The 20,891-nt window shown below is 71.3% G+C and carries 16 protein-coding genes, 1 pseudogene and 1 CRISPR repeat array; of the genes and pseudogenes, 14 read left to right on the top strand and 3 right to left on the bottom strand.

The window, feature by feature from the left end:
- Nucleotides 1-172: 172 nt before the first annotated feature.
- The 7 genes from CA12_RS12455 (at nucleotide 173) to cas2 (ending at nucleotide 8,221) form a co-directional block, all read left to right on the top strand.
- Nucleotides 173-2,509 (top strand): CRISPR-associated endonuclease Cas3'', encoded by a 2,337-nt coding sequence (locus CA12_RS12455; RefSeq protein ID WP_145359243.1) that lies wholly within the window; start codon nucleotides 173-175, stop codon nucleotides 2,507-2,509.
- A gap of 115 nt (nucleotides 2,510-2,624) precedes the next feature.
- The gene (gene cas5c / locus CA12_RS12450; RefSeq protein WP_145359242.1) at nucleotides 2,625-3,386 is read left to right on the top strand and encodes a type I-C CRISPR-associated protein Cas5c; all 762 of its coding nucleotides are present in this window, start codon (nucleotides 2,625-2,627) and stop codon (nucleotides 3,384-3,386) included.
- On the top strand, nucleotides 3,383-5,146 hold the full coding sequence (cas8c, locus tag CA12_RS12445) for a type I-C CRISPR-associated protein Cas8c/Csd1 (protein ID WP_145359241.1): 1,764 nt from the start codon (nucleotides 3,383-3,385) through the stop codon (nucleotides 5,144-5,146). The genes cas5c and cas8c overlap by 4 nt, the downstream gene beginning before the upstream one ends.
- A gap of 63 nt (nucleotides 5,147-5,209) precedes the next feature.
- Nucleotides 5,210-6,082 carry a type I-C CRISPR-associated protein Cas7/Csd2 gene (gene cas7c, locus CA12_RS12440; RefSeq protein ID WP_145359240.1) on the top strand — a complete coding sequence of 291 codons (873 nt, stop codon included), beginning with the start codon at nucleotides 5,210-5,212 and terminating at the stop codon, nucleotides 6,080-6,082.
- A gap of 4 nt (nucleotides 6,083-6,086) precedes the next feature.
- Nucleotides 6,087-6,794 (top strand): CRISPR-associated protein Cas4, encoded by a 708-nt coding sequence (gene cas4, locus CA12_RS12435; protein WP_145359239.1) that lies wholly within the window; start codon nucleotides 6,087-6,089, stop codon nucleotides 6,792-6,794.
- On the top strand, nucleotides 6,791-7,870 hold the full coding sequence (gene cas1c / locus CA12_RS12430) for a type I-C CRISPR-associated endonuclease Cas1c (protein WP_145359238.1): 1,080 nt from the start codon (nucleotides 6,791-6,793) through the stop codon (nucleotides 7,868-7,870). The genes cas4 and cas1c overlap by 4 nt, the downstream gene beginning before the upstream one ends.
- A gap of 60 nt (nucleotides 7,871-7,930) precedes the next feature.
- The gene (gene cas2 / locus CA12_RS12425) at nucleotides 7,931-8,221 is read left to right on the top strand and encodes a CRISPR-associated endonuclease Cas2 (protein ID WP_145359237.1); all 291 of its coding nucleotides are present in this window, start codon (nucleotides 7,931-7,933) and stop codon (nucleotides 8,219-8,221) included.
- Between the two features lie 216 nt (nucleotides 8,222-8,437).
- A CRISPR array of direct repeats spans nucleotides 8,438-10,965; the repeat unit is 33 nt; unit sequence GTCGCCCCCTTCACCGGGGGCGTGGATTGAAAC.
- A gap of 128 nt (nucleotides 10,966-11,093) precedes the next feature.
- On the opposite strand, the pseudogene CA12_RS23255 reads toward cas2, so the two are convergent.
- From CA12_RS23255 to CA12_RS12410, 3 genes and pseudogenes are all read right to left on the bottom strand, one after another.
- Nucleotides 11,094-11,534, bottom strand: a pseudogene (locus tag CA12_RS23255) (type IIL restriction-modification enzyme MmeI); the annotation flags it as partial.
- 150 nt (nucleotides 11,535-11,684) lie between these two features.
- Nucleotides 11,685-13,139, bottom strand: coding sequence for a DUF1501 domain-containing protein (locus tag CA12_RS12415; protein WP_145359235.1), 1,455 nt, complete (start codon nucleotides 13,137-13,139; stop codon nucleotides 11,685-11,687).
- Nucleotides 13,140-13,209: 70 nt separating this feature from the next.
- Nucleotides 13,210-15,738: a DUF1549 domain-containing protein gene (locus CA12_RS12410; protein ID WP_145359234.1), complete on the bottom strand. Its 2,529-nt coding sequence runs from the start codon at nucleotides 15,736-15,738 to the stop codon at nucleotides 13,210-13,212.
- 834 nt (nucleotides 15,739-16,572) lie between these two features.
- On the opposite strand from CA12_RS12410, the gene CA12_RS12405 reads away from it, so the two are divergent.
- The 7 genes from CA12_RS12405 (at nucleotide 16,573) to CA12_RS12375 (ending at nucleotide 20,885) form a co-directional block, all read left to right on the top strand.
- Entirely contained in the window at nucleotides 16,573-16,908 is a 336-nt protein-coding gene (locus CA12_RS12405; protein ID WP_145359233.1) for a hypothetical protein, read from the top strand.
- A 45-nt stretch (nucleotides 16,909-16,953) separates the two neighbouring features.
- Entirely contained in the window at nucleotides 16,954-17,361 is a 408-nt protein-coding gene (locus tag CA12_RS12400) for a DUF1257 domain-containing protein (RefSeq protein ID WP_145359232.1), read from the top strand.
- Nucleotides 17,361-17,555 (top strand): DUF2997 domain-containing protein, encoded by a 195-nt coding sequence (locus CA12_RS12395; protein ID WP_145359231.1) that lies wholly within the window; start codon nucleotides 17,361-17,363, stop codon nucleotides 17,553-17,555. Before CA12_RS12400 ends, CA12_RS12395 begins: the two co-directional genes overlap by 1 nt.
- 57 nt (nucleotides 17,556-17,612) lie before the next feature.
- Nucleotides 17,613-19,187, top strand: coding sequence for an ATP-binding protein (locus CA12_RS12390; RefSeq protein ID WP_145359230.1), 1,575 nt, complete (start codon nucleotides 17,613-17,615; stop codon nucleotides 19,185-19,187).
- A gap of 83 nt (nucleotides 19,188-19,270) precedes the next feature.
- Nucleotides 19,271-20,314, top strand: a complete 1,044-nt coding sequence (locus CA12_RS12385; RefSeq protein WP_242687890.1) for a hypothetical protein — start codon at nucleotides 19,271-19,273, stop codon at nucleotides 20,312-20,314.
- Entirely contained in the window at nucleotides 20,311-20,571 is a 261-nt protein-coding gene (locus CA12_RS12380) for a hypothetical protein (RefSeq protein WP_145359229.1), read from the top strand. Before CA12_RS12385 ends, CA12_RS12380 begins: the two co-directional genes overlap by 4 nt.
- A gap of 107 nt (nucleotides 20,572-20,678) precedes the next feature.
- Nucleotides 20,679-20,885, top strand: a complete 207-nt coding sequence (locus tag CA12_RS12375; RefSeq protein ID WP_145359228.1) for a hypothetical protein — start codon at nucleotides 20,679-20,681, stop codon at nucleotides 20,883-20,885.
- Nucleotides 20,886-20,891: the final 6 nt, after the last annotated feature.

Below are 20,891 nucleotides of genomic sequence, written 5' to 3'. Positions count from 1 at the left end.
GGCTGTCCCGGGTGGGCGTGCGGCGGGCTCGGGCCGCCGATAGCGTGTCGGGCGTACAGCAGTTCTTGGACTGTCTCGTGGCCGACGCCGCCCCCGCCGTCCGCTTCGCCCTCCACGGCCGGCTGCTCTCCCGCCAGGGCGGCGCGACGCTGAACGGCTTGAAGAGCTTCAGATGTTTTTCTCCCGCAGCGTCGACGGCCAGCCGCAATCGGTCTGGGAGCGGCTTCCCGATCACCTCGCCGCGGTCGCCGCTCGGGCCGCGGGGTTCGCCGACGCCTACGGGGCGGCGGCCTGGGGCGAAGCGGCGGGGCGGTGGCACGATCTGGGCAAGTACTCGCGGGAGTTCCAAGATCACCTCGTGACGCCGTCCCAAGTCGATCACGCGACCGCCGGGGCGCAGCATGCCGCCGGGACGCTGCCCGGGCCTGCCGGCCGGCTGCTGGCCTACGCGATCGCGGGGCACCACGCGGGGCTGGCGGACGCTCAGGCGAAGACCGCCGGCCGTACCGCGTTGGCGGATCGACTGCGGAAGTCGGTGCCCGACTGGTCCGCCGCCCCGGCCACAGAGCGGGCCGCCCCGCCGGCGCTCGCCGCCCCGCAACTGGACGCCTTCCCGCCGGCGCTGGCGGCGGCGCTGCGCCGCGACGCCGCCGCGCAGGACCGGGACCGTCTCGCCTTCCGGCTGGCGTTCCTCGGGCGGATGCTGTTCTCCGCGCTGTGCGACGCGGATTCGCTGGAATCCGAGCGGTTCGGCGACCGGGTCACGTCCGCCGCCCGGCCGAACGGCGCCGCGGCGCCGTCGATGGGAGACTTGGCCGCGATCCTCGACGCCCATCTCGCTCACCTCGCCGCCGCCGCGCCGTCCACTCCGGTCAACGCCCGGCGGGCGGAGGTTCTCGCCGCCTGCCGGAAGGCGGCCGATCGGCCGCCGGGGTTCTTCTCGCTGTCGGTGCCGACCGGCGGGGGAAAGACGCTGGCCTCGCTGGCGTTCTCCCTACGGCACGCGGCCCGGCACGGCCTGCGGCGGGTGGTGACGGCGATTCCGTTCACCTCCGTCATCGAGCAGACGGCCGGCGTGTACCGGGACGTGTTCGCCCCGGCCTTCGGGGAGGAGCGGACTGCGGAGATCGTCTTGGAACACCACTCCGCCCGCGATCCGGAGGGCGACTCCCTGACCGCCCGGTTGGCCGCGGAGAACTGGGACGCCCCGCTGGTCGTCACCACGAACGTGCAGCTCTTCGAGAGCCTATTCGCCGCACGGAAGGCGGCCTGTCGCAAGCTGCACCGGCTGGCGGGCTCGGTGATCGTCCTGGACGAGGCCCAGACCCTGCCGCCGGACCTGCTCGCCCCCTGCCTGCGGGCGCTGAGCGAACTGGTCGAGGTCTACGGCTGCACGGTCGTCCTCTGCACCGCCACCCAGCCGGCGTTGGAGAAGCGGGAGGAGTTTTCGATCGGTCTGGAGAATCTCACGGACGGTCGACCCGCCCCGGTGCGAGAGATCGTCCCCGCCCCGGCGGCGCTGCACGCGGCGATGCGGCGGGTGCGGTGCGAATGGGTCGGCCCGCTGCCGGACGTGGCGCTCGCCGAACGCCTCGCGGCCGAACCCCAGGTCCTGTGCGTCGTGAACAGCCGCCCGCACGCCCGGGAGTTGTTCGAGGCGACGCGGAGCGAGTTGGGGGACGATGCCGAGGGACTGATCCACCTCAGCACGAACCTGTGCGCCGCGCACCGGGCGGAGCGGTTCGCAGAGATCCGCCGTCGGCTAGCCGAGGGCGAGCCCTGCCGGGTCGTGAGCACGCAGTTGATCGAGGCGGGCGTGGACGTGGACTTCCCGGCGGTGTTCCGAGCCCTGTGCGGCCTAGACAGCGCCGCCCAGGCCGCCGGCCGCTGCAACCGGGAGGGGCGACTCCTCGGTCCGGACGGGGAGCCGGCGGAGGGCGTGCTGACGCTGTTCGAGCCGGACCGCCCCGCCCCGCCGGGCCTGCTGGCCAGTGCTGCGCATAGGACCCTGGAAGTGATCGCGACGGGCGACTATTCAGATCTCCTCTCGCCCGATGCTGTTCGCACGTTCTTCGAGCTACATCTCTGGGCAAGGAAAGGCCGCCGCGGCGACTGGGACGCTGAGAAGCCCGTGCTGCCTTGCTTCAAGCTCGCCAACGACCTCGCCCCGCTGGCGGACTACGCCACGGCCGACGAGCGGTTCCGGATGATCCCGGACGAAGCCACGCCGGTGTTCGTCCCGTGGGGGGCGGAGGGCGAACGCCTGATCGAGCGGTTGCGGCGCCACCCGCCGGACCGCCGACTGCTCCGCAAGCTGCGTCGGTACGCGGTGGGGGTGCACGACCGCAACTTTGCGGCGCTGGTCCAAAGCGGCGACGTGGAACGGCTGTACGCCGCGACCGACTTCGAGGGCTTCGCCGTGCTGGCGAACCCGGACCTGTACGACGCCGCCCTCGGCCTCCGCCCGGACCAGCCGGGCTGGTACGAACCGGGGACGTTGGTGGTTTGAGCGTAAGCGGGGGAGGCTCTTCTCCTTCAGGGTGGCCCTCGACGCGATCCGTTCCCGATTGCACTACTGTGCGCCCGTCACCACTGTGCATCTGTCATACATCTGGAGCCCGCCGATGGCCGATCCGCCCGCCGCGCCCCCGTCCGGGACTCCGCCCGATCCCCAATCCGTCGCCCTCCGCGTCTGGGGCGACTTCGCCTGCTGGACTAGGCCGGAGATGAAGGCGGAGCGGGTCTCCTACGATGTGCTCACCCCCTCCGGCGCTCGCGGCGTACTGGAAGCGATCTATTGGAAGCCGGAGATCCGCTGGATCGTCACCCGGCTGCGGGCGCTCAAGCCGATCAAGTTCACGACGGTACGGCGGAACGAGGTCGCCTCCAAGATCCCGACCAAAGGAAAATTCGGCGTCGGGGCCGCGATGAAGAGCGGGACCGGCCGGCTCGGCCTGAACATTGAAGACGACCGCCAACAGCGGGCCGCCACGCTGCTGCGGGACGTGGACTACGTCATCGAGGCCCGCTTCGAGGTGCTCGGCGGGGCCGACAACGCCCAAAAGCACGCCGCGATGTTCGCCCGCCGGGCGGAGAAGGGGCAGTGCTTTCACCGGCCGTACCTCGGCACGCGAGAGTTCGCCTGCGATTTCGAGCCGGCCGACCTCGCCGACCTCCCGCCGGTCCCGGAGGAACTGCGGGGCGAAAAGGATCTCGGCTGGATGCTGCACGACCTCGACTTTCACAACGGCATGGAGCCGCGTTTTTATCGACCGACGATGACCGACGGCGTGATCGACGTGCCCTACCCCGACTGGCTCGAACCGCCGCCCAGACGCACGCCGCAGCCGGACGTCGCCGTCGCTGCGGAAGGGGACGCTCCGTGATTCTCGCCGCCTTGCAACAGTATTATCAACGGCTGGAAAACGACCCGAAATCGGGCGTCATCCCCGCCGGGTACAGCCGACAGAAGATCGCCTTCCGGGTGAACCTCAGGCCGGACGGGACGCTGGTCGGCATCGAGCCACTGGGGGAGGTGAAGGGCAAGAAGCGGACGCCGGAGTTGATGGTTGTCCCGGGGCAGACAAAGAAACCCGGCGTGGGCATGAACCCTGGTTTCCTTTGGGACAACGGCGGGTACATGCTCGGCTACAAACCAGATGATACTAACCCTAAGCGGACGCTAAAGACTTTCGCCGCCTTCGGGGACCGGCACGTCGCATTGGAAGACGAACTGAACGACGAAGGGTTTTCGGCCGTTGTCCGATTCTTGGAAACCTGGGTGCCGTCTGACGCGAATCGGCTCTGCCCAGAGCTCGCGGACGTGGCACACGGATTCGGCGTGTTTCATCTCGTGGGCGAGAAGCAACACGTACATGAACGGCCTGCGGTCAAGACGTGGTGGGAAAGCGGGGCTGAGGATCAAAACTCGGGTGGGGGGATCGCGCAATGCCTTGTCACCGGCGAGGTTGGGCCGATCGCGAGAACCCATGAGCCGGAGATCAAAGGCGTTCTCGGGGCGAAGTCAAAGGGAGCCGTCCTCGTCGGCTTCAACCTTAAATCGACCGAGTCGTACGGCCGGGAGCAGGGCGCGAACGCACCGGTGGGCGAGGCAGCGGCGTTTCAGTACGCCGTCGCCCTGAACCGCCTGCTGGACCGCGACGGCGGCCGCCGCGTGCAGGTCGGCGACGCGACGGTCGTGTTCTGGACGGAACGCCCCAGCCCGGCGGAGAACTTCCTCGGCCTCGCGCTGGACCCGCCCACCGAAGACGACGAGACGGCGGGGCAGGTCGCCGCGGCGCTCGCCGCCCTGAAATCCGGCGAATGCCCCCCGGAGTGGGGCGACCCAGCGACGCTGTTCTATCTGCTCGGCCTCTCCCCCAACGCCGCCCGCCTGAGCGTGCGGTTCTGGACGCAGGGCACGCTGGGCGAGTTGGTCCGCAACGCCCATCGGCACTTCGCAGACCTCAAGATCATTCGGCCACGGAACGACAAGGAGCCGGAGTTGCCGAGCCTCTGGCGGTTGCAGATCCAGACCGCCCGGGAAACGAAGGAGATTTCCCCGTTGTTGTCCGCGGGGCTGCTCTCGGCCCTGCTGAACGGCGCGCCGTACCCCCGGGCGTTTCTCGCCGCCCTCGTCCGCCGCACCCGGGCCGACCGCGACGTCCGCGGCGTGCGGGCCGGCGCCCTCAAGGCTTGCTTGAACCGAGAGTTTCGAGCCCGCCGTTCCTCTCCCCTCGCGAAAGAACTGCCCGTGGCCCTCGACCCCGATCGGCCGGAGCCGGCCTATCACCTCGGCCGCCTGTTCGCGGCGCTGGAGAAGGTGCAAAGCGACGCGTTCCCGAACGTCAACGCGACGATTAAGGATCGATACTTCGGGGCGGCCTCCGCGACGCCGGCGTCGGTGTTCCCGCGGCTGGTCCGCATGAGCCAGCACCACGCCGCCAAGCTGGAGAACGCAGGTCACAAGGTCGCCCATGAACGCCGCGTTCAGGAGATCGTCGGCCGCCTCGACGGCTTCCCCCGCCATCTTCCGCTGCCGGACCAGGGGCTGTTCGCCGTGGGTTATTACCACCAGCGGCAAGACCTGTTTTTGTCGAAGGCCGACCGCGAAGCCGCCGCCGAGACGGCCGTCGCCGCCGACTGACGCTGCCGACGATTCCCCTTCGGCCCCTCCAGTTCGTTCTCTCTACAACGCACCCAAGCTTCCATGCACCGCTACGACTTCGTCTTCCTGTTCGACGTCACGGACGGAAATCCCAACGGCGACCCGGACGCCGGCAACCTGCCGCGAATCGATCCGGAGACGGGCGCGGGGCTGGTCACCGATGTCTGCCTCAAACGGAAGATCCGCAACTACGTCGGCCTGGTGCATGGGGAGACGCCGCCCCACGAGATTTACGTCAAGGAGAAGGCCGTGCTGAACGCCCAGCACGAACGGGCGTACGTCGCCTGCGACCTCGACCCTAAGGCGAAGAAGCGAACTGACGGGGAGGCCGCCCGCCTGAAAGACTGGATGTGCGGGAATTTCTATGACGTCCGCACCTTCGGCGCCGTGATGACCACCGGGGTGAACTGCGGGCAGGTGCGTGGCCCGGTGCAGCTCACCTTCGCACGCAGCGTGGACCCGGTCGTCACGCTGGAACACGCCGTCACCCGCTGCGCCGTCACGACCGAGGCGGAGGCCGAGAAGCAGTCCGGCGACAATCGCACGATGGGCCGCAAGTTCACGCTGCCCTACGGCCTGTACCGGGCCCACGGCTTCGTAAACCCGCACCTCGCGGAGCAGACGGGCTTCGGCGACGACGATCTCGCCCTGCTGTGGAAATCATTGGAGCAGATGTTCGAGTACGACCGCTCCGCCGCCCGCGGCCAGATGACCGCCCGGCGGCTGATCGCCTTCAAGCACGACAGCGCCCTCGGCAACGCCCCGGCCCACAAGCTGTTCTCCCGGGTGAAGACCCCCGGCCTCGCCGACTCCGCCCGCGAGACGCCGCCACGGCGGTTCGAGGACTACGAGCCGCAGATTGCCGTGGACCTCGCTGACCTCCCCGTTGGGGTGACGGTGGAGGAGTTGATCTGATCCGATGCCCGAGCCCCTCCCGATCTCCGCTCTCCAACACCTCGTGTTCTGCGAGCGACAGTGCGCTCTCATTCACACCGAGGGGCTGTGGGCGGAGAACCGGCTGACGGCGGAGGGGACCGTGCTGCACGAGAACGCCCACGAGGCCGGACCGGAGACGCATGGGGGAGTCCGCGTCGCCCGGGGACTGGACATGCGGAGCGAGGCGCTGAACCTCGTCGGCAAATCCGACGTGGTCGAGTTCACGCCGCTCGAGGCCTTTCACGGGCCGATCGCCGAGACCGTCCGGGCCGCCGCGTCGGGGCCAGGGCCGCCGCTGGTCGGGTGGGGCGTGCTGCCGGTGGAATATAAACGCGGCCGGTCGAAGACCTCGCCGGAGTGGGGCGACTGCGACCGGGTGCAACTGTGTGCCCAAGCACTCTGCCTGGAGGAGATGCTGGGCGTGGAGGTGCCCGAGGGCCGGCTGTTCTACGGCCAGACCCGCCGCCGCACCGACGTACCGATCGACGGCGCCCTCCGCGACCTCACCCGGCGGGCGGTGGCCCGCCTGCACGCGCTGCTCGCCTCCGGCGAGACCCCGCCGGCGGTCAACGACGCCCGCTGCCCGAACTGCTCGCTAGTGAAACTCTGCCTGCCCCAGGTCGCCGCCGGCCGCTCGGCCGCGGCCTGGATCGACCGGCGGCTCAACACGCTCGATCGGGAGGCCGCATGAAGGAGCATCTCAATACGCTGTTCGTGACTACCGACGGCACGTACCTGGCGCAGGACGGGGCGGCGGTCGCGGTGCGGGCGGACGGGCTGGACGCGGCCGGCGAGCCGACCGGACGGAAGGAGACGAAGCTCCGCGTGCCGCTGCACAACCTGGACGGCATCTGCTGCTTCGGCCGGGTCGGCGCCAGCCCGCAACTGCTCGGGGCGGCGGCGGAGGCGGGGGTCAGCGTCTCGTTCCTCTCGGAGCACGGCCGGCTGCGGGCGCGGGTGGTGGGCTTCACCCCCGGCAACGTGCTGCTCCGCCGGGCCCAGTACCGGGCCGCCGACGACCCCGCCGCCACGCTGGCGATCGCCCGCTCGGCGGTGCTCGGCAAGGTCTCGAACTGCCGGCAGGTCCTGCTGCGGGCCGCCCGCGACGCCCCGGACGCCGAGCGAGCCGAACGCCTGCGGGACGCCGCCCGCCGGCTGGAGACGAACCTGCACGGCGCCCGCCGGGCCGGGCACGACGGGGCAGAGGGAGCCACGGACACGCTCCGCGGCGTGGAGGGGGAGGCGGCCCGCACCTACTTCGCCGCCTTCGGCGACCTGCTGGCGGGCGACCCGGCGTTCACGTTCGCCGGTCGCTCCCGCCGCCCGCCGCGGGACGCGGTCAACGCCCTGCTCTCGTTCCTGTACGCGATGCTGACGCACGACGCCAAAAGCGCCGCCGAGAGCTGCGGGCTGGACTGCCAGGTCGGCTTCCTGCACCGCGACCGCCCGGGCCGGCCCGGCCTCGCCCTGGACCTGATCGAGGAGTTCCGCCCCCTGCTGGCGGACCGCACGGCCCTCACCCTGATCAACCGCCGACAGGTCCGGCCCGGCGGGTTCACGATCTCCGAGACCGGCGCCGTGACCATGGACGAGGCCACCCGCAAGACGGTCCTCACGGCCTGGCAGGCCAAGAAGCAGGAGACCGTCACCCACCCGTTCCTGGGCGAGAAGGTGACGGCGGGGTTGCTGGTTCACCTCCAGGCCCGCCTGCTCGCCCGGCATCTACGGGGCGACCTCGACGTCTGGCCCCCGCTGCTCTGGAAATAATTCTCGTCTCCCCCCCCTCCAACGTTCCGCTTTTAACTTTCCGCCTCCCGTCTGCAAGCCATGTACGTGCTGGTGACCTACGACGTTTCGACCGTCACGGATGGGGGAAAGAAGCGGCTGCGGCAGGTGTCGAAGGCCTGCGAGAACCGCGGCCAGCGGGTGCAGAACAGCGTGTTCGAGATGAAGGTCGACCCGGCGATCTGGGCGACGCTGCGGGCGGAGTTGTTGGCGCTGATCGACCCGGCGACCGACAGCCTGCGGTTCTATCGGCTGGGGAGGAACTGGCAGAGCAAGGTGGAGCACCACGGGGCGAAGCCGGGGTACGACGTGGACGGTCCGCTGATCGTGTGAGACGCTGCGACGGCGCCGCCGGCCGCGGGCCGGCACTCCGCGAACCCGAAGCGTCCGCCCTGTCCCTGGGAGGTTCGCGATCGGCGCAAGTGCGTTCTCTGACAAGACGATGGATGAACAGTCGCTCCGACGTTCGCCCGCCGACCCTGACGATCGGCGGGGTTCGCGGCCCCGGCCGCTGGAACTGCTGTGTCGTCAAGAGCTAGGTTGCCGAGGGTCGCCCCCTTCACCGGGGGCGTGGATTGAAACCTGCGGTTCGTCCTCACCGTGGGGGCCGCCGGGGCTGCGGTCGCCCCCTTCACCGGGGGCGTGGATTGAAACGGTCCGGCGATACAGGTTTAACGGGAGCTGCGCCAGGTCGCCCCCTTCACCGGGGGCGTGGATTGAAACACCTTCCCGTCGATCCTCCCGGCCCGGGGGAACGTCGCCCCCTTCACCGGGGGCGTGGATTGAAACCCCGGCGTCAGCAGGAACTTCCACCCGTCCGCCTCGGTCGCCCCCTTCACCGGGGGCGTGGATTGAAACCACGAACCCCCGGGAAACCCCAATGCCCGTCACGGTCGCCCCCTTCACCGGGGGCGTGGATTGAAACCCCGTCACGCCGGTGGTGGAACTGACGGTCGCCCGTCGCCCCCTTCACCGGGGGCGTGGATTGAAACTCTGAACCGGCCCGCGTACGCCTGGGCCGTCTTGTCGCCCCCTTCACCGGGGGCGTGGATTGAAACACCACGTCCGACAGGTACAGCAGCACCAGCCGCGTCGCCCCCTTCACCGGGGGCGTGGATTGAAACATCGAGGGGACCGGCTGGATGTATTACGCCCCGACGTCGCCCCCTTCACCGGGGGCGTGGATTAAAACGTCATCACGCTCTCGCTGCTGCTGGCGTTCGGCTGTCGCCCCCTTCACCGGGGGCGTGGATTGAAACAAGCCCGGCCGGCGGCGGGTATCGTCGCTCCGCGTCGCCCCCTTCACCGGGGGCGTGGATTGAAACGCGTTGGCAACGTCGTGCCCCAGCGGCTTCCGCCGTCGCCCCCTTCACCGGGGGCGTGGATTGAAACACGCCCAGTTCGGGGAACAGGTCGATCGGGACGAGTCGCCCCCTTCACCGGGGGCGTGGATTGAAACCAACACGACCCGCAAAGGGAAGACCAATATGACGTCGCCCCCTTCACCGGGGGCGTGGATTGAAACCTCGCCGACCAGCCCGCCTGACTCCCCCTCTAACGTCGCCCCCTTCACCGGGGGCGTGGATTGAAACTTCTTGCCTTCCGGCAGGGCGCCGAGGGCGCCCAGTCGCCCCCTTCACCGGGGGCGTGGATTGAAACGAGGAGTACCGGGACGAAGCCCGCCGCAGCGACAGTCGCCCCCTTCACCGGGGGCGTGGATTGAAACATCAACTGTGCGGTGGGCAGCGCCGGGCTGATTTGTCGCCCCCTTCACCGGGGGCGTGGATTGAAACTTGAGCTGCACGGCATGGGGCCGGACGGCGGAGATCGTCGCCCCCTTCACCGGGGGCGTGGATTGAAACGTCGTAGCCGATCGCGTAGGTCACGCCGGCCTGCGGGGTCGCCCCCTTCACCGGGGGCGTGGATTGAAACCGGTATGGTGGCCGCTGCCGCCGTAGAAGAAGCGGCGTCGCCCCCTTCACCGGGGGCGTGGATTGAAACGTCATCCGTGCCCCCCCTCGCCCGGCAGCGAGTCGTCGCCCCCTTCACCGGGGGCGTGGATTGAAACGCCTTCCCCCACACCATCCCCACCCGAGCCCGGACCGTCGCCCCCTTCACCGGGGGCGTGGATTGAAACGCCCTGTCCGACGTACGCCAAGGCGTGACCGGCGGTCGCCCCCTTCACCGGGGGCGTGGATTGAAACATTGGCAGCGCGACGCAAGGCCCGTTCGTCTGGCGTCGCCCCCTTCACCGGGGGCGTGGATTGAAACTGGACCCGCTCGGACGGCGTGACCGTCGCGGCGTCGCCCCCTTCACCGGGGGCGTGGATTGAAACCTACGGCGTTGCCCCGATCGCTCGTTGCGGTCGGGTCGCCCCCTTCACCGGGGGCGTGGATTGAAACGTCCCGCACGGTCAGCCGCTTCCCCGGGCCGGGGGTCGCCCCCTTCACCGGGGGCGTGGATTGAAACGGCCGGGAGTATGTGGACGACCCGCGGCAGTTGTGTCGCCCCCTTCACCGGGGGCGTGGATTGAAACACGTTGCTCCTGTGGCCGTCTCCCGCCGCTTGGCCGTCGCCCCCTTCACCGGGGGCGTGGATTGAAACATCCCCAGCGACGACTACGACTGGTTCGCCCAAGTCGCCCCCTTCACCGGGGGCGTGGATTGAAACCTGCCACGGCTCGGGCACGAATCGCCGCCCCGCCCGTCGCCCCCTTCACCGGGGGCGTGGATTGAAACGTCACGAAGGAGCACGGCATCGAGGAGCGGGTCGGTCGCCCCCTTCACCGGGGGCGTGGATTGAAACCCGCTGTCGGAACGGATGCGGCGGGAACTGGAAGGTCGCCCCCTTCACCGGGGGCGTGGATTGAAACACCGCCCTCCGGAGCCTGATCCTCGCGATCGAAGCGTCGCCCCCTTCACCGGGGGCGTGGATTGAAACGCCGCGGCGGGGGCCGGGGCAGCGACCGCCAGGGCGTCGCCCCCTTCACCGGGGGCGTGGATTGAAACGTGCGGCGGGCCGGCGACGTCCGCCGATCGGGGCGGTCGCCCCCTTCACCGGGGGCGTGGATTGAAACTACCAGCGGGCGAAGGCCCGGCCCCTGTTTGACCGTCGCCCCCCTCGCGGGGGCGTGGATTGAAACGTCTTCAGCGCCATCACCCGCGACGACCTGTTCGTCGCCCCCCTTGCCGCGCCGAACTGCACGGTCGCCTTGACGTCGACCTCGCTCTCGGGGATCTGCTGGACGGTCGTGATGCCGGCCAGCGGCAGGAAGAACGTGAACTCGTGGTGCAGCGTGTCGAAGTCGCAGGCCAGCACCGCCCCGTCGCCGAGCCGCTGGGCCTCGACGGTCACGCCGTCGGTGGCGAGTGCGTACTTCGCCTTCTGCTTCTTCGCCGCGGGGCTGGCGGCGAGGGCGGCGAGCGTCTCCGTCGCCTCCCCCTCGCCGCAGGTCTTCAGGTGCACGTTGTTGCGGTACAGGACGGCCCCCGGCACGTCCGTCTTGTTGCTGGCTCCCTTCCGCAGCCGCTTGATCGCGGTCGGCTTGTTCCCGAACGCGGCGAGAAAGTCGTAGGGGAACTCCTCCGGCTCGAACGGCTTGGCGACCAACGCCTCGACGGCCTCCTCGATCTCGACGGCGTTCATCGTGCTCTTCCTGTTGATTGCCCGCGGCGGGTCCGCGGGCACGGACCGTCGTTGACGTGCCGAGCCCCGTAGTGATCGACCTTCCAGCGGTCGGCCGTCAAGCGAGGGGGGGAACGAAACCTCGTCCGGTCTGCCGGCCCGGCCGGGGCGTCAGGCGAAGAGGGCGTCGACCGCGCGACCGGCGCCGTCCTCGGTCACGTAGAACGGCCGCCCCTCGACCTCGTACCCCGTCTTCGGGCTGACGCCCATCGCGGTCATGATCGTGGCGTGCAGGTCCATCACGGAGACGGGGTTCTCGACCGCGACGAGCGGCCGTTCGTCGGCCGTGCGGCCGTACGCGAACCCGCGTTTCATCCCGCCGCCGAACATCAGCACGCTGCTCCCGCCGGTGAAGTGGCGGTGCAGGCCGTAGTGCCGTTCTTCGGTGATGCGGTCGACCTTCGCCCGCGACTGGTCCCGGGCGTCCGACCCGGGCTGCCCCTCCATGAGGGCGTCCCGGCTGAACTCCGAGGCCAGGATCACCAGCGTCCGGTCGAGCAGGCCTCGTTCCTCCAAGTCGAGGATCAACCGGGCGACCGGCCGGTCAATCTCGCCGTGCATCCGCGCGGCCGTCGCGTGGCCGTTGTCGTGCGTGTCCCAGTGCAGGAACGGCACGTACTCGGTCGTCACCTCGACGAACCGGGCTCCGTTCTCCACGAGCCGCCGGGCGAGCAAACAGCCCCGGCCGAACCGTCCGGTGTCGTATTCGGCGCGGACGTCGGCCGGCTCCCGTTCGATGTCGAACGCCTCCCGTTCCCTGGAACTCATGAGGCGGTGGGCGTTCTCCATCGACCGCAGCAGGGAGTCGCGTTTGTCCTCGCTGATCCGGTCCCGCTGCGGGCTGCGGTCGACGAGGTCCCGGAACAGCCGCTGTCGGCGGGCGTAGCGGTCGCCGGTCATGCCGGCCGGCGGGCGGACGGAGCGGGCGGCCTGCTCCGGAAACGGCAGGTTCAGCGGGCCGTACTCGCTGCCGAAGAAGCCGGCGGTGGTGAACGCCTTGAGTTCTTCCTTCTCGCCGACGCCCTCGAGCCGCTGTCCGATGTTGATGAACGGCGGCATCACCTCCCGCCGCGGCCCGAGCGTCTTGGCCAGCCAGGCCCCGAGGTGCGGGCAGGCGACCGTCTGCGGCGGCACGTAGCCGGTGTGCCAATGGTATTGGTGCCGCGAGTGCAGGATGCTGCCGAGGTCCGGCTGCACCGCGGAGCGGATCAACGTCCCCCGGTCCATCACACCGGCGATCCGTACCAGCCCGGCGCAGAACTCCACGCCGTCGACGCTCGTCTGGATCGCGGGGAAGGTGCTGAGCACGTCCTTCATCGCCAGCCCCTGCGAATAGGGGGCATAGCGCTTCGGATCGAACGTTTCCGGGGCGGCCATCCCGCCGGCCATCCACAGCAGGATGCAGGCGTCGGCCTTCGGTTCAGGCTGTTCGACGTCCTGATCCGCCGCCCGCAGCGGACGGACCGGCCCGGACGCCCACGCCACCGCCGACGCGGCGGCGAGCCCTTTCAGCAACGTCCGGCGGGCGATCGGTTCGGGAAGGGTCGGGTCGATGAACGGAGTCACGGCGGGCGGGCGGGGTCGGGAAAGGTCGAACTGTCCGGGCGCGTCTTGAACCGCGGTCCCGGGGCGGCGGCTAACGGATCAGCAGGAACTCCGGCTTCATCAACAGGGCCCACATCACGTCCGTCAGGGCGTCCGCGTCGGGGGCCGGCCCGAGGTAATCCCGGATCAACGCCCGCTCCTCCTCCGTCGGCCGCCGGGTCAGCGCCGACAGGAACAGGTCGTCGACGACGTGCGACGGCCGCGGGGAGGCCGCGAGCATTCGCTCCGCCCCGACGCGCAGGTTCGCGACGAGCGTCTCGCTCGTGCTGAGGTCCAGGGCTTCGAGGGTCGACACCTCGCTCGGCCGCGACGTGACGATCTGGTCGCGGTTCGGCCGACCAAGGGATCGCATCAGCGGGTCGCTCGCCAGCAGCGCCGCCCGCGTCGTCGGCTCGGTCGGATCGAACCGCCGTTCGGCCCGGATCTGCGGGTCGATCGCCTGCCACGCCGGGTGCGAGACCGGCGCCGCGGGGCTCCAGTCCAGCTCGGCGAGCGTCTCCTGTTTGATCGGCCACGCGGCCGGGGCGTCCAGCGGGGCCGCCTCCCACGTCGGGTCGATCACCAGCAGTTCGGTCCCGCCGTCTTCGTAGAGGATCCTGAGGGAGACGTACACGCCGGCCGGGTTCGGCCCGCTCCCGCCGTTTCGGCCGAGGACCACGATCTCGCTCTCGCCGGCGGGCAGTTTGGAGAGCGTCGCCCGCTCCAGGCGTGTGTAGTCGTCCCCTTCCAGCAGGCTCCTCCCGTTGAGGGCCGCCTTGATCGCGTTGTCGCCGGCCGCGAGCAGCACGGCGGCCCTGACCGGGCCGCGCGGGGTGAACGACCGACGCAGCACGACCTGCTCCCCCGCCGGCGGCGGGCCGCCGTTCGCCGAGGCGTGCCAGACCCAACGGCTCGCCTCGGCCGGGCCGGAGGGCGGGTCGTCACGGAGCTGACGACGATCGACGGGGGCGTCGTATTGGGCGGGGGCGGTGCCGGTCAGTTGCCAGACCGCGTCGACGAACTGCTCGGCGGTCAGCCGCTTGACTAGCGGGACGGCCGACCCCGCCTGGGGCAGCGGGTCGTCGGATTCGAGCCGCAGCGACCGGCTCTGATAAGCCTCCGAAGTGGCGATCAGGCGGAGCGTACGCTTCAGGTCGTAGCCGTGGTCCTGGAAGTCGGCGGCCAGCCAGTCGAGCAGGTCGGCGTTCCACGGCTCGGTCTGCATCGCGTCCAGCGGATGCACGACGCCCCGCCCCATCAGCTGGCCCCACAGGCGGTTGACGATCGTCCGCGGCACGCGGCCGTTCTCCGGGTGCGTCAGCAGGTCGCCGAGCTGCTTCAGCCGTTCGTCGCGGGGGGCGTCGCCGTCGATCTGGCCGATCTCCGGGAACGGCCACGCCGGACCGGCCGTCCGCCCGGTCGGCTGGTCGCAGCGGTACAGCTCGAGGGGCTTCTCGGAGTAGATCGCCGCCAGCCCGTAGGCGTCGGCGAGCGTCCACCGGTCGATGAAACTGTCGTGGCAGGAGGCGCACTTCATATTAATACCCAGCATCGACTGCGACACGCTCTGCGAGAACTGGATCGGCAGCGTCTGCCCGGCGCTGACCGTACCCCGCCATTCGATGCCGTTGATGAACCCGGCGCTGGTCTCGTCGGCGGGGGCGACCAGTTCGCGGACCATCGCGTCGTACGGCCTGTTCTCGCGCAGGGCCCGATAGAGCCACCCGCTGATCTGCGTGCGGCCCCCCGTGATGAACCCGGTCCCCGCGTAGTCGTTCCGCAGCAGGTCGTTCCAGAACGTCATCCAGTGATCGGCGTAATCGATCTCGCGGGCCAGCAGGTCGTCGACCAGCCGCTCCCGCTTGTCGGGGGACGGGTTAGCGAGAAACGCCTCCGCCTCCTCCGCGGTCGGCAGCAGACCGACCAGATCGAGCGACGCCCGACGCAGGAACGTGGCGTCGTCCGTCGGCTCGGACGCCGGCACGTCCGCGGCGCCGATCAGCCGGTCGATCGGGTGCGTGCGGCCGTCGACGGCCGGGGGCAGGGCGACCCGCCGGGGACGCAGCGGCGGCTCGTAGGCCCGCTCGCCGAACCGGAACCCGGGCTCCCACAGCATGCCCTCTTCCACCCACCGACGCAGCAGGGCCGCGTCGGCCGCCGGGACGCGGCCCTTCTCCGGCGGCGGCATCATCAGGGCCGGGTCGGGGCTGGCGACGAAGGTCAGGAAGTGCGAGAAGTCGGGGCTGCCGGGATCCGCCATGCCCCCTTCGAGGAAACGCTCGCGGGTGTCGATGGAGAACCCGCCCTTCGCCTCGCCGCCGCCGTGGCAGGCGGCGCAGTGCCGACGCAGCACGGGCACGACCTGATGAGCGAAGTCGACCGGCGCCGCCGCCGGACCGCCCGCCGCGGCCTGTTCCTCCGTCGGCCCGCCGGCCGTCGGACTGTCCGGCGGACCCGCGACGACCCCGTTCGCCGAGACGGTGCAGACGAGCGCCGCGACCGCCGCGAGGAGCCTGCCCCTCCGACGAAACGTCCGCGGCTGCGGACCGGTTTGGGATCGGTCGCAGGAACGCGGCGCCATACGTCGCTCTCTTCGGGTTGGTCTCAAATGCGTCGGAGCCGTCGCCGGTGCCGCACCTCTCCACGGTACCGGCGAGCGGCGGCGCCGGCCAAGAGCCTCCGCGGCGGTCGGCGAAACGTCGAACGGCCGGCAAGTCCCTCTGCGGGCCGTCGCCTGCCCGTCGGGAGGGAAGTCAGCACGTCGCCCACCGTGCAGGGCGCGGCGGGCCGACGGGGCGACCGACGGCCTCGACCGGCTGGAGGGGCGTCCCAAACGGGCTCGCCGCCTGCGTCCTTCGTCGATCGCCCCCCGCGTCGCCGCTGCCGAGCGTTCGCGTTGACCGTCACGGCCGGAACCTACGCCAGGCGGCGACCCGCGGCGCGGTCGAACGACCCGCCGGCCTGGCCTGCCGGCTCCGCTCCCGGTCGGAGTCTCGGATGTTCGGGCCGGCGCCGCTCCCGGCCGCTCAACGGCCCCTGACGTCCCCGACGGTCCAGCCGCCCGACTTCGCCGAGCCCGCCCCCGCCGGCCTCCGGACCGCGGGCGAACGACCCGTTCGACCCTTCGCGGGCGGCGTGGATTGAACCGCCGCGGCCCGCGTCGCCCCCCGCGGCGACGCGGATCGCACCTTTCTTCCGCCCGGGTGGAACGGCGGGCGGCAGGCCGGAACGCCGGTCGCGGGAGGGCGGAGCGGGAGGCGTCGGCCGGCGGAAACTTTCCCCCTCCGGCCGCCCCGCCGCCGCCGCGACCCGCGTCGAACCGGCCGGCCGGGAGCTAAACAAGGCGGCGTTCCGCGGCACTGTGAGGCGTCCCGCCGGCCTAGCCGCCGGCCCCGCTCCCCAGTCGGAAGACGCCATGCCCGACCCGCCGCTGAGAATCGCGGCCCTGCTCGCCGCGGTCCCCGCCGAGCCCCCCGCCCCGCCGCCCTCCGGGCCGTGGGCGAACGACCTGCTGCCCGCCGTGCTGCTGCTGGCCCTCGGGGCGGCGCTGGTCGCGGTCGGGGCCTGGCTCGCCCGGCTCGCCCAGCCGCCGGCGCCGCCGCAACCCCCGCCGCCGGAGCCGCCGCGGCAGCCCGAGGTCTTGTACTCCCCGCCGCGACGCCGCCGGGACCGCGGCCGCCCGCCCGGTCCGCACGCCCGGCCGCCCGGCCCCCCGCCGGACCCGCTCCGCCGCCCGCTGCGGCTGCCGTAGCGGATCGGCCTTCCCTCATCCCCCCACACGAAAGGACGCGGCCCCATGAGTCACGTCGTTACGATCGAGACGAAACTGAGAGACCCCGCGGCGCTCCTCGCCGCCTGCGTCCGGCTGAAGCTGCCGGAGCCCAGACCTGAGACCGTCAAGTTCTTCGACGGCGCCGAACACAGCGGCCTCGCGGTGAGGCCGCCCGGGTTCGTCTACCCGGTGCTGGTCCAGCCCGACGGCGCCGTCCGCTGCGACACCTACGAGGGCCGCTGGGGCGACGACGCCTTCCTCGGCCGGCTGAAGCAGGCCTACGCCGTCGAAGCGGCCAAGCTGCAGGCGAACGCTCGCGGCCATCGCATCACGGAGACGGCTCTGCCCGACGGCGGCGTGAAGCTGACCGTCACCGCCGGCGCCGCCGGCTTCGGCGCCGCCCCGCAACAGGTGTACGGAGGCGCCGCCTGATGACCCCCCGCATCGAGATCACGGTCATGCCCGAGGGTGAGACCAGCGTCGAGACCAAGGGCTTCGCCGGTTCCGCCTGCAAGGCCGCCAGCAAGCCCTACGAAGACGCCCTCGGCAGCCAGAGCGCCGAGCGGCTCACCCCGGAGTACCACGCGACCGAGGCCGTCGCCCATACGGTCGAGCAGCGGGCCTGACGCCGAGCGTTCGGCGTCCGTTCTTTCCCATCCCCCACCCACAACAAGGAGACGCCGATGCCGCGTCGATCGCGGGGCCAGTCCCCGCAGAAGCCAAGCCGAGACCGCGGCTCCCGCCGCGACCGATCCGATTCCGCCCCGCCGGCCCCGGCCGCCGGGCTGGTCGGGAGGCTGGCCGAGTTGATCGCCGCCGCCTTCCCCGGCGTGCTGGTGACCAGCGACGAGCCGCAGGAGGTGCTCCGCGACCTCGCCCGGCTCTGTTCGGGGCGGAAGTGGAACCTCGTCAGCTGGTCCGCCGACGGGAACTGCGAGGGCGGCCCGACCGACCCGCAGAGCGCCGTGGCCGCCCTGCCGCAGTCCGGCGACGGCGAGACGCCCAGCCTGCTGGCGATGGTGCACCCGCAGCGGTACTTCAACAGTCCCGAGCTGCTCGCCGCGGTGCGGACGGCGCTGGCCGCCGGCAAGACCCGCCGCACGCACCTGATCCTGATCCAGCCGACGGGAGACCTGCCGCCGGAACTGCGACGGGACTTCGTCACCGTCGCCCACCCGCTGCCGGACCGGCAGGAACTGGAGGCGGTGGCCCGCGGCGTCGCCACCGAGGCCGGCGAACTGCCGGAGCCGCTGACCCCTGTGTTGGACGCCGCCGCAGGCCTCACCCGCTCGGAAGCGGAGAACGCCTTCGCCCTCAGCCTCGTCCGCCACGGCAAGCTGGATCCCGGGCCGCTCTGGGAGCTGAAGGCGAAGCAGCTCGCCGCGGGCGGGCCGCTCTCGCTCCACCGCGGCGGCGCCGGCTTCGACGCCCTCGGCGGGATGAATGCCCTGAAGGGCCTCTGCCGGACGGCCCTGACGAACGGTTCGCCGCGGGCCGAGGCCAAGGGCGTGCTGCTGCTGGGCCCCGGCGGGGTCGGCAAGAGTTCCTTCGCCCGGGCGCTGGGCCGCGAGGTCGATCGACCGACGCTGACCCTCGACGTGGGCGGCTTGATGGCCGGCCTCGTCGGGGCGACCGAGGAAAACACCCGCCGGGCGCTGGCGACGGTCGAGGCCATGGCGCCCTGCGTGCTGTTCGTCGACGAAGTCGAGCGGGCGCTGGCCGGGACCTCCGGCGGGGCCCAGGACAGCGGCGTCTCGGCCCGGCTGCTGGGCACCCTGCTCTCGTGGCTCGCGGACCGGCCGGCGGGGGTGTTCGTCGTCTGCACCGCCAACGACGCCTCGAAACTGCCGCCGGAGCTGACCCGCAGCGGGCGGTTCGACGCCACCTTCTTCCTCGACCTGCCCGGCGAGGAGGAACGCCGCGGCATCTGGGAGACGTACCGCGAGCGCTACGGCGTCGCCGCGGGCGAGTCTACGCCCGCCGACGGCGGCTGGACGGGCGCCGAGATCGAATCCTGCTGTCGACTGTCGGCGCTGCTGGGAGTGAGCCTGGCGGAGGCCGCGACGCACGTCGTGCCGGTGAGCGTCTCCGCCGCCGAGCCGCTGGCGAAGTTGCGGCGGTGGGCGTCGGGTCGGTGCCTCGACGCCGAGGCCGGCGGGGTTTACCGCCCCCGCGAAAACGCCCTCGAAGACGGCGGCTCCCCCCGCCGCAAGACGCAGCGGACCCGCTCGGACGGCGGGAACTTCTCGCTGAACTGACGCCGGTCACCGCCGGCATCTCTCTCCCCCCGCCCCGGCAGTACGCCGGGGCGTTTTCGTTTCCCCACCTGAGGAACAAGCCCATGACCCTGCTGATCAGCCCGCCGCGACGCGGGCGTACCCGTACAGACGACCCGGACCTGCCGGACGCCGAGACCGATCACGGGGCCGCCGAGGTCACCGTGCTGGACGAGGAGCGGGACCATCACGAACGCGATCCCGCCGACCGACTTCGCCAAGACGCCGCGGCCGTCCGGCTGCACATCTCGTGGCCGGGCTTGCGGCGAACGCTCTCCGCCGAACAGAAGGACGAGGCGGCGTCCCCCTTCGACGCGGAGAGCGGCAGCTTGTCGGCCAGCAAGAAGCTGCTGGACACGAAGCATCCGGCCCTACGAGCCGCCGCCAAGGTGCGGCACGCCGCGGTCAGCCACTGGAAGAGCGCCAGCCTGCCGTACCCGGAGCCCGGCGTCCGCCTGCTGCCCCGGACCGACCTGCCGGCCTTCGAGCGTCGCATGGGCGACCTGCAGGCGGAGCTGGCCGACGCCGCCGCGGAGGTCGACCGCTGCCGCGACGAACTGGTGAACCGTGCCCGTCTGCGGCTGGGCGATCTGTTCGATCCCGCCGACTACCCGCCCTCGCTGGCTCCGCTGTTCGGGCTGTCGTGGGACCTGCCCGCCGTGGAACCGCCGGACTACCTCCGCCGCCTTTCGCCCCGGCTCTATCAGCAGGAGTGCGACCGCGTCCGGCAACGGTTCGAGCAGGCCGTGGAACTGGCGGAGTCCGCCTTCGCCCAAGAGTTGGCCTCGCTGGTCGAGCACCTCCGCGAACGGCTCACCGGCGGCGAGAACGGCGGTCCCCGGGTGTTCCGGGACTCCGCCGTGGAGAACCTCACCGAGTTCTTCGCCCGCTTCCGCCGGCTGAACGTGAGCAGCAGCCCCGATCTCGACGCCGTCGTCGCCGAAGCGGAGGGGCTGATGCGGGGCGTGGACCCCGTCGACCTGCGGGCCAGCACCGGCGTCGGCTGGCTGCAGGCGCGCGTGCGGGAGGGGCTGACCGGCGTGGCCGAGGCCCTCGACCCGCTCGTCGCCGACGCCCCCCGCCGACGGGTGCTGCGGAACCCGCGATGAGCGGCGCCTTGCAAGAACTGTTCGTCGGTGCCGACGGGACCGCCCGAGGCCTGTACGGCGAACTGATCGAAGCCGGAGCGATCGGCAAATGTTCGATCGCCCGCGCCAGTCACGTCGAGCCGCACCCCGACGGCGGGTGGACCGCGGACCTCTCCCCGGTCGGCGGGCCCGTGCTCGGGCCGGTCCCCCTGCGGAGCGAGGCGTTGACCGCGGAGGCCGACTGGCTGACCCGCAACCTGCTGAACGGGCCGGGCTGAAACGCCCGGCGAGAACTCACTGCGACCTCCCCGAAGCGGCGGATCGGCCCGGTGCCGGTTCGCCGCTTTTTCCTTTCCCACCCTCGTTTCAACAACAGGAGCTTTCCATGCCCCAGCACGAACTGAACCGCCGCATCGCGGCCGCCACCGGCGAAAGCGTCGGCGACATCGCCCGGATGGGCTTCCAGATCGACGGCCCCCCGTCGTTCACCCACACGGGCGACGACCTCGGCCCCATTGACTGGGACGCCGAGCAGGCCAGTCGTCGCAGCGACCTGGCCCGCTGCGGCAAGGGCCGCGTCGCCTTCCATTGATCCGCA

The organism is Alienimonas californiensis (assembly GCF_007743815.1).
GTDB classification, from domain to species: Bacteria; Planctomycetota; Planctomycetia; order Planctomycetales; family Planctomycetaceae; genus Alienimonas; species Alienimonas californiensis.
The sequence above is the reverse complement of the archived record's forward strand: the minus strand, read 5'-3'. Positions and strand labels throughout refer to the sequence as shown.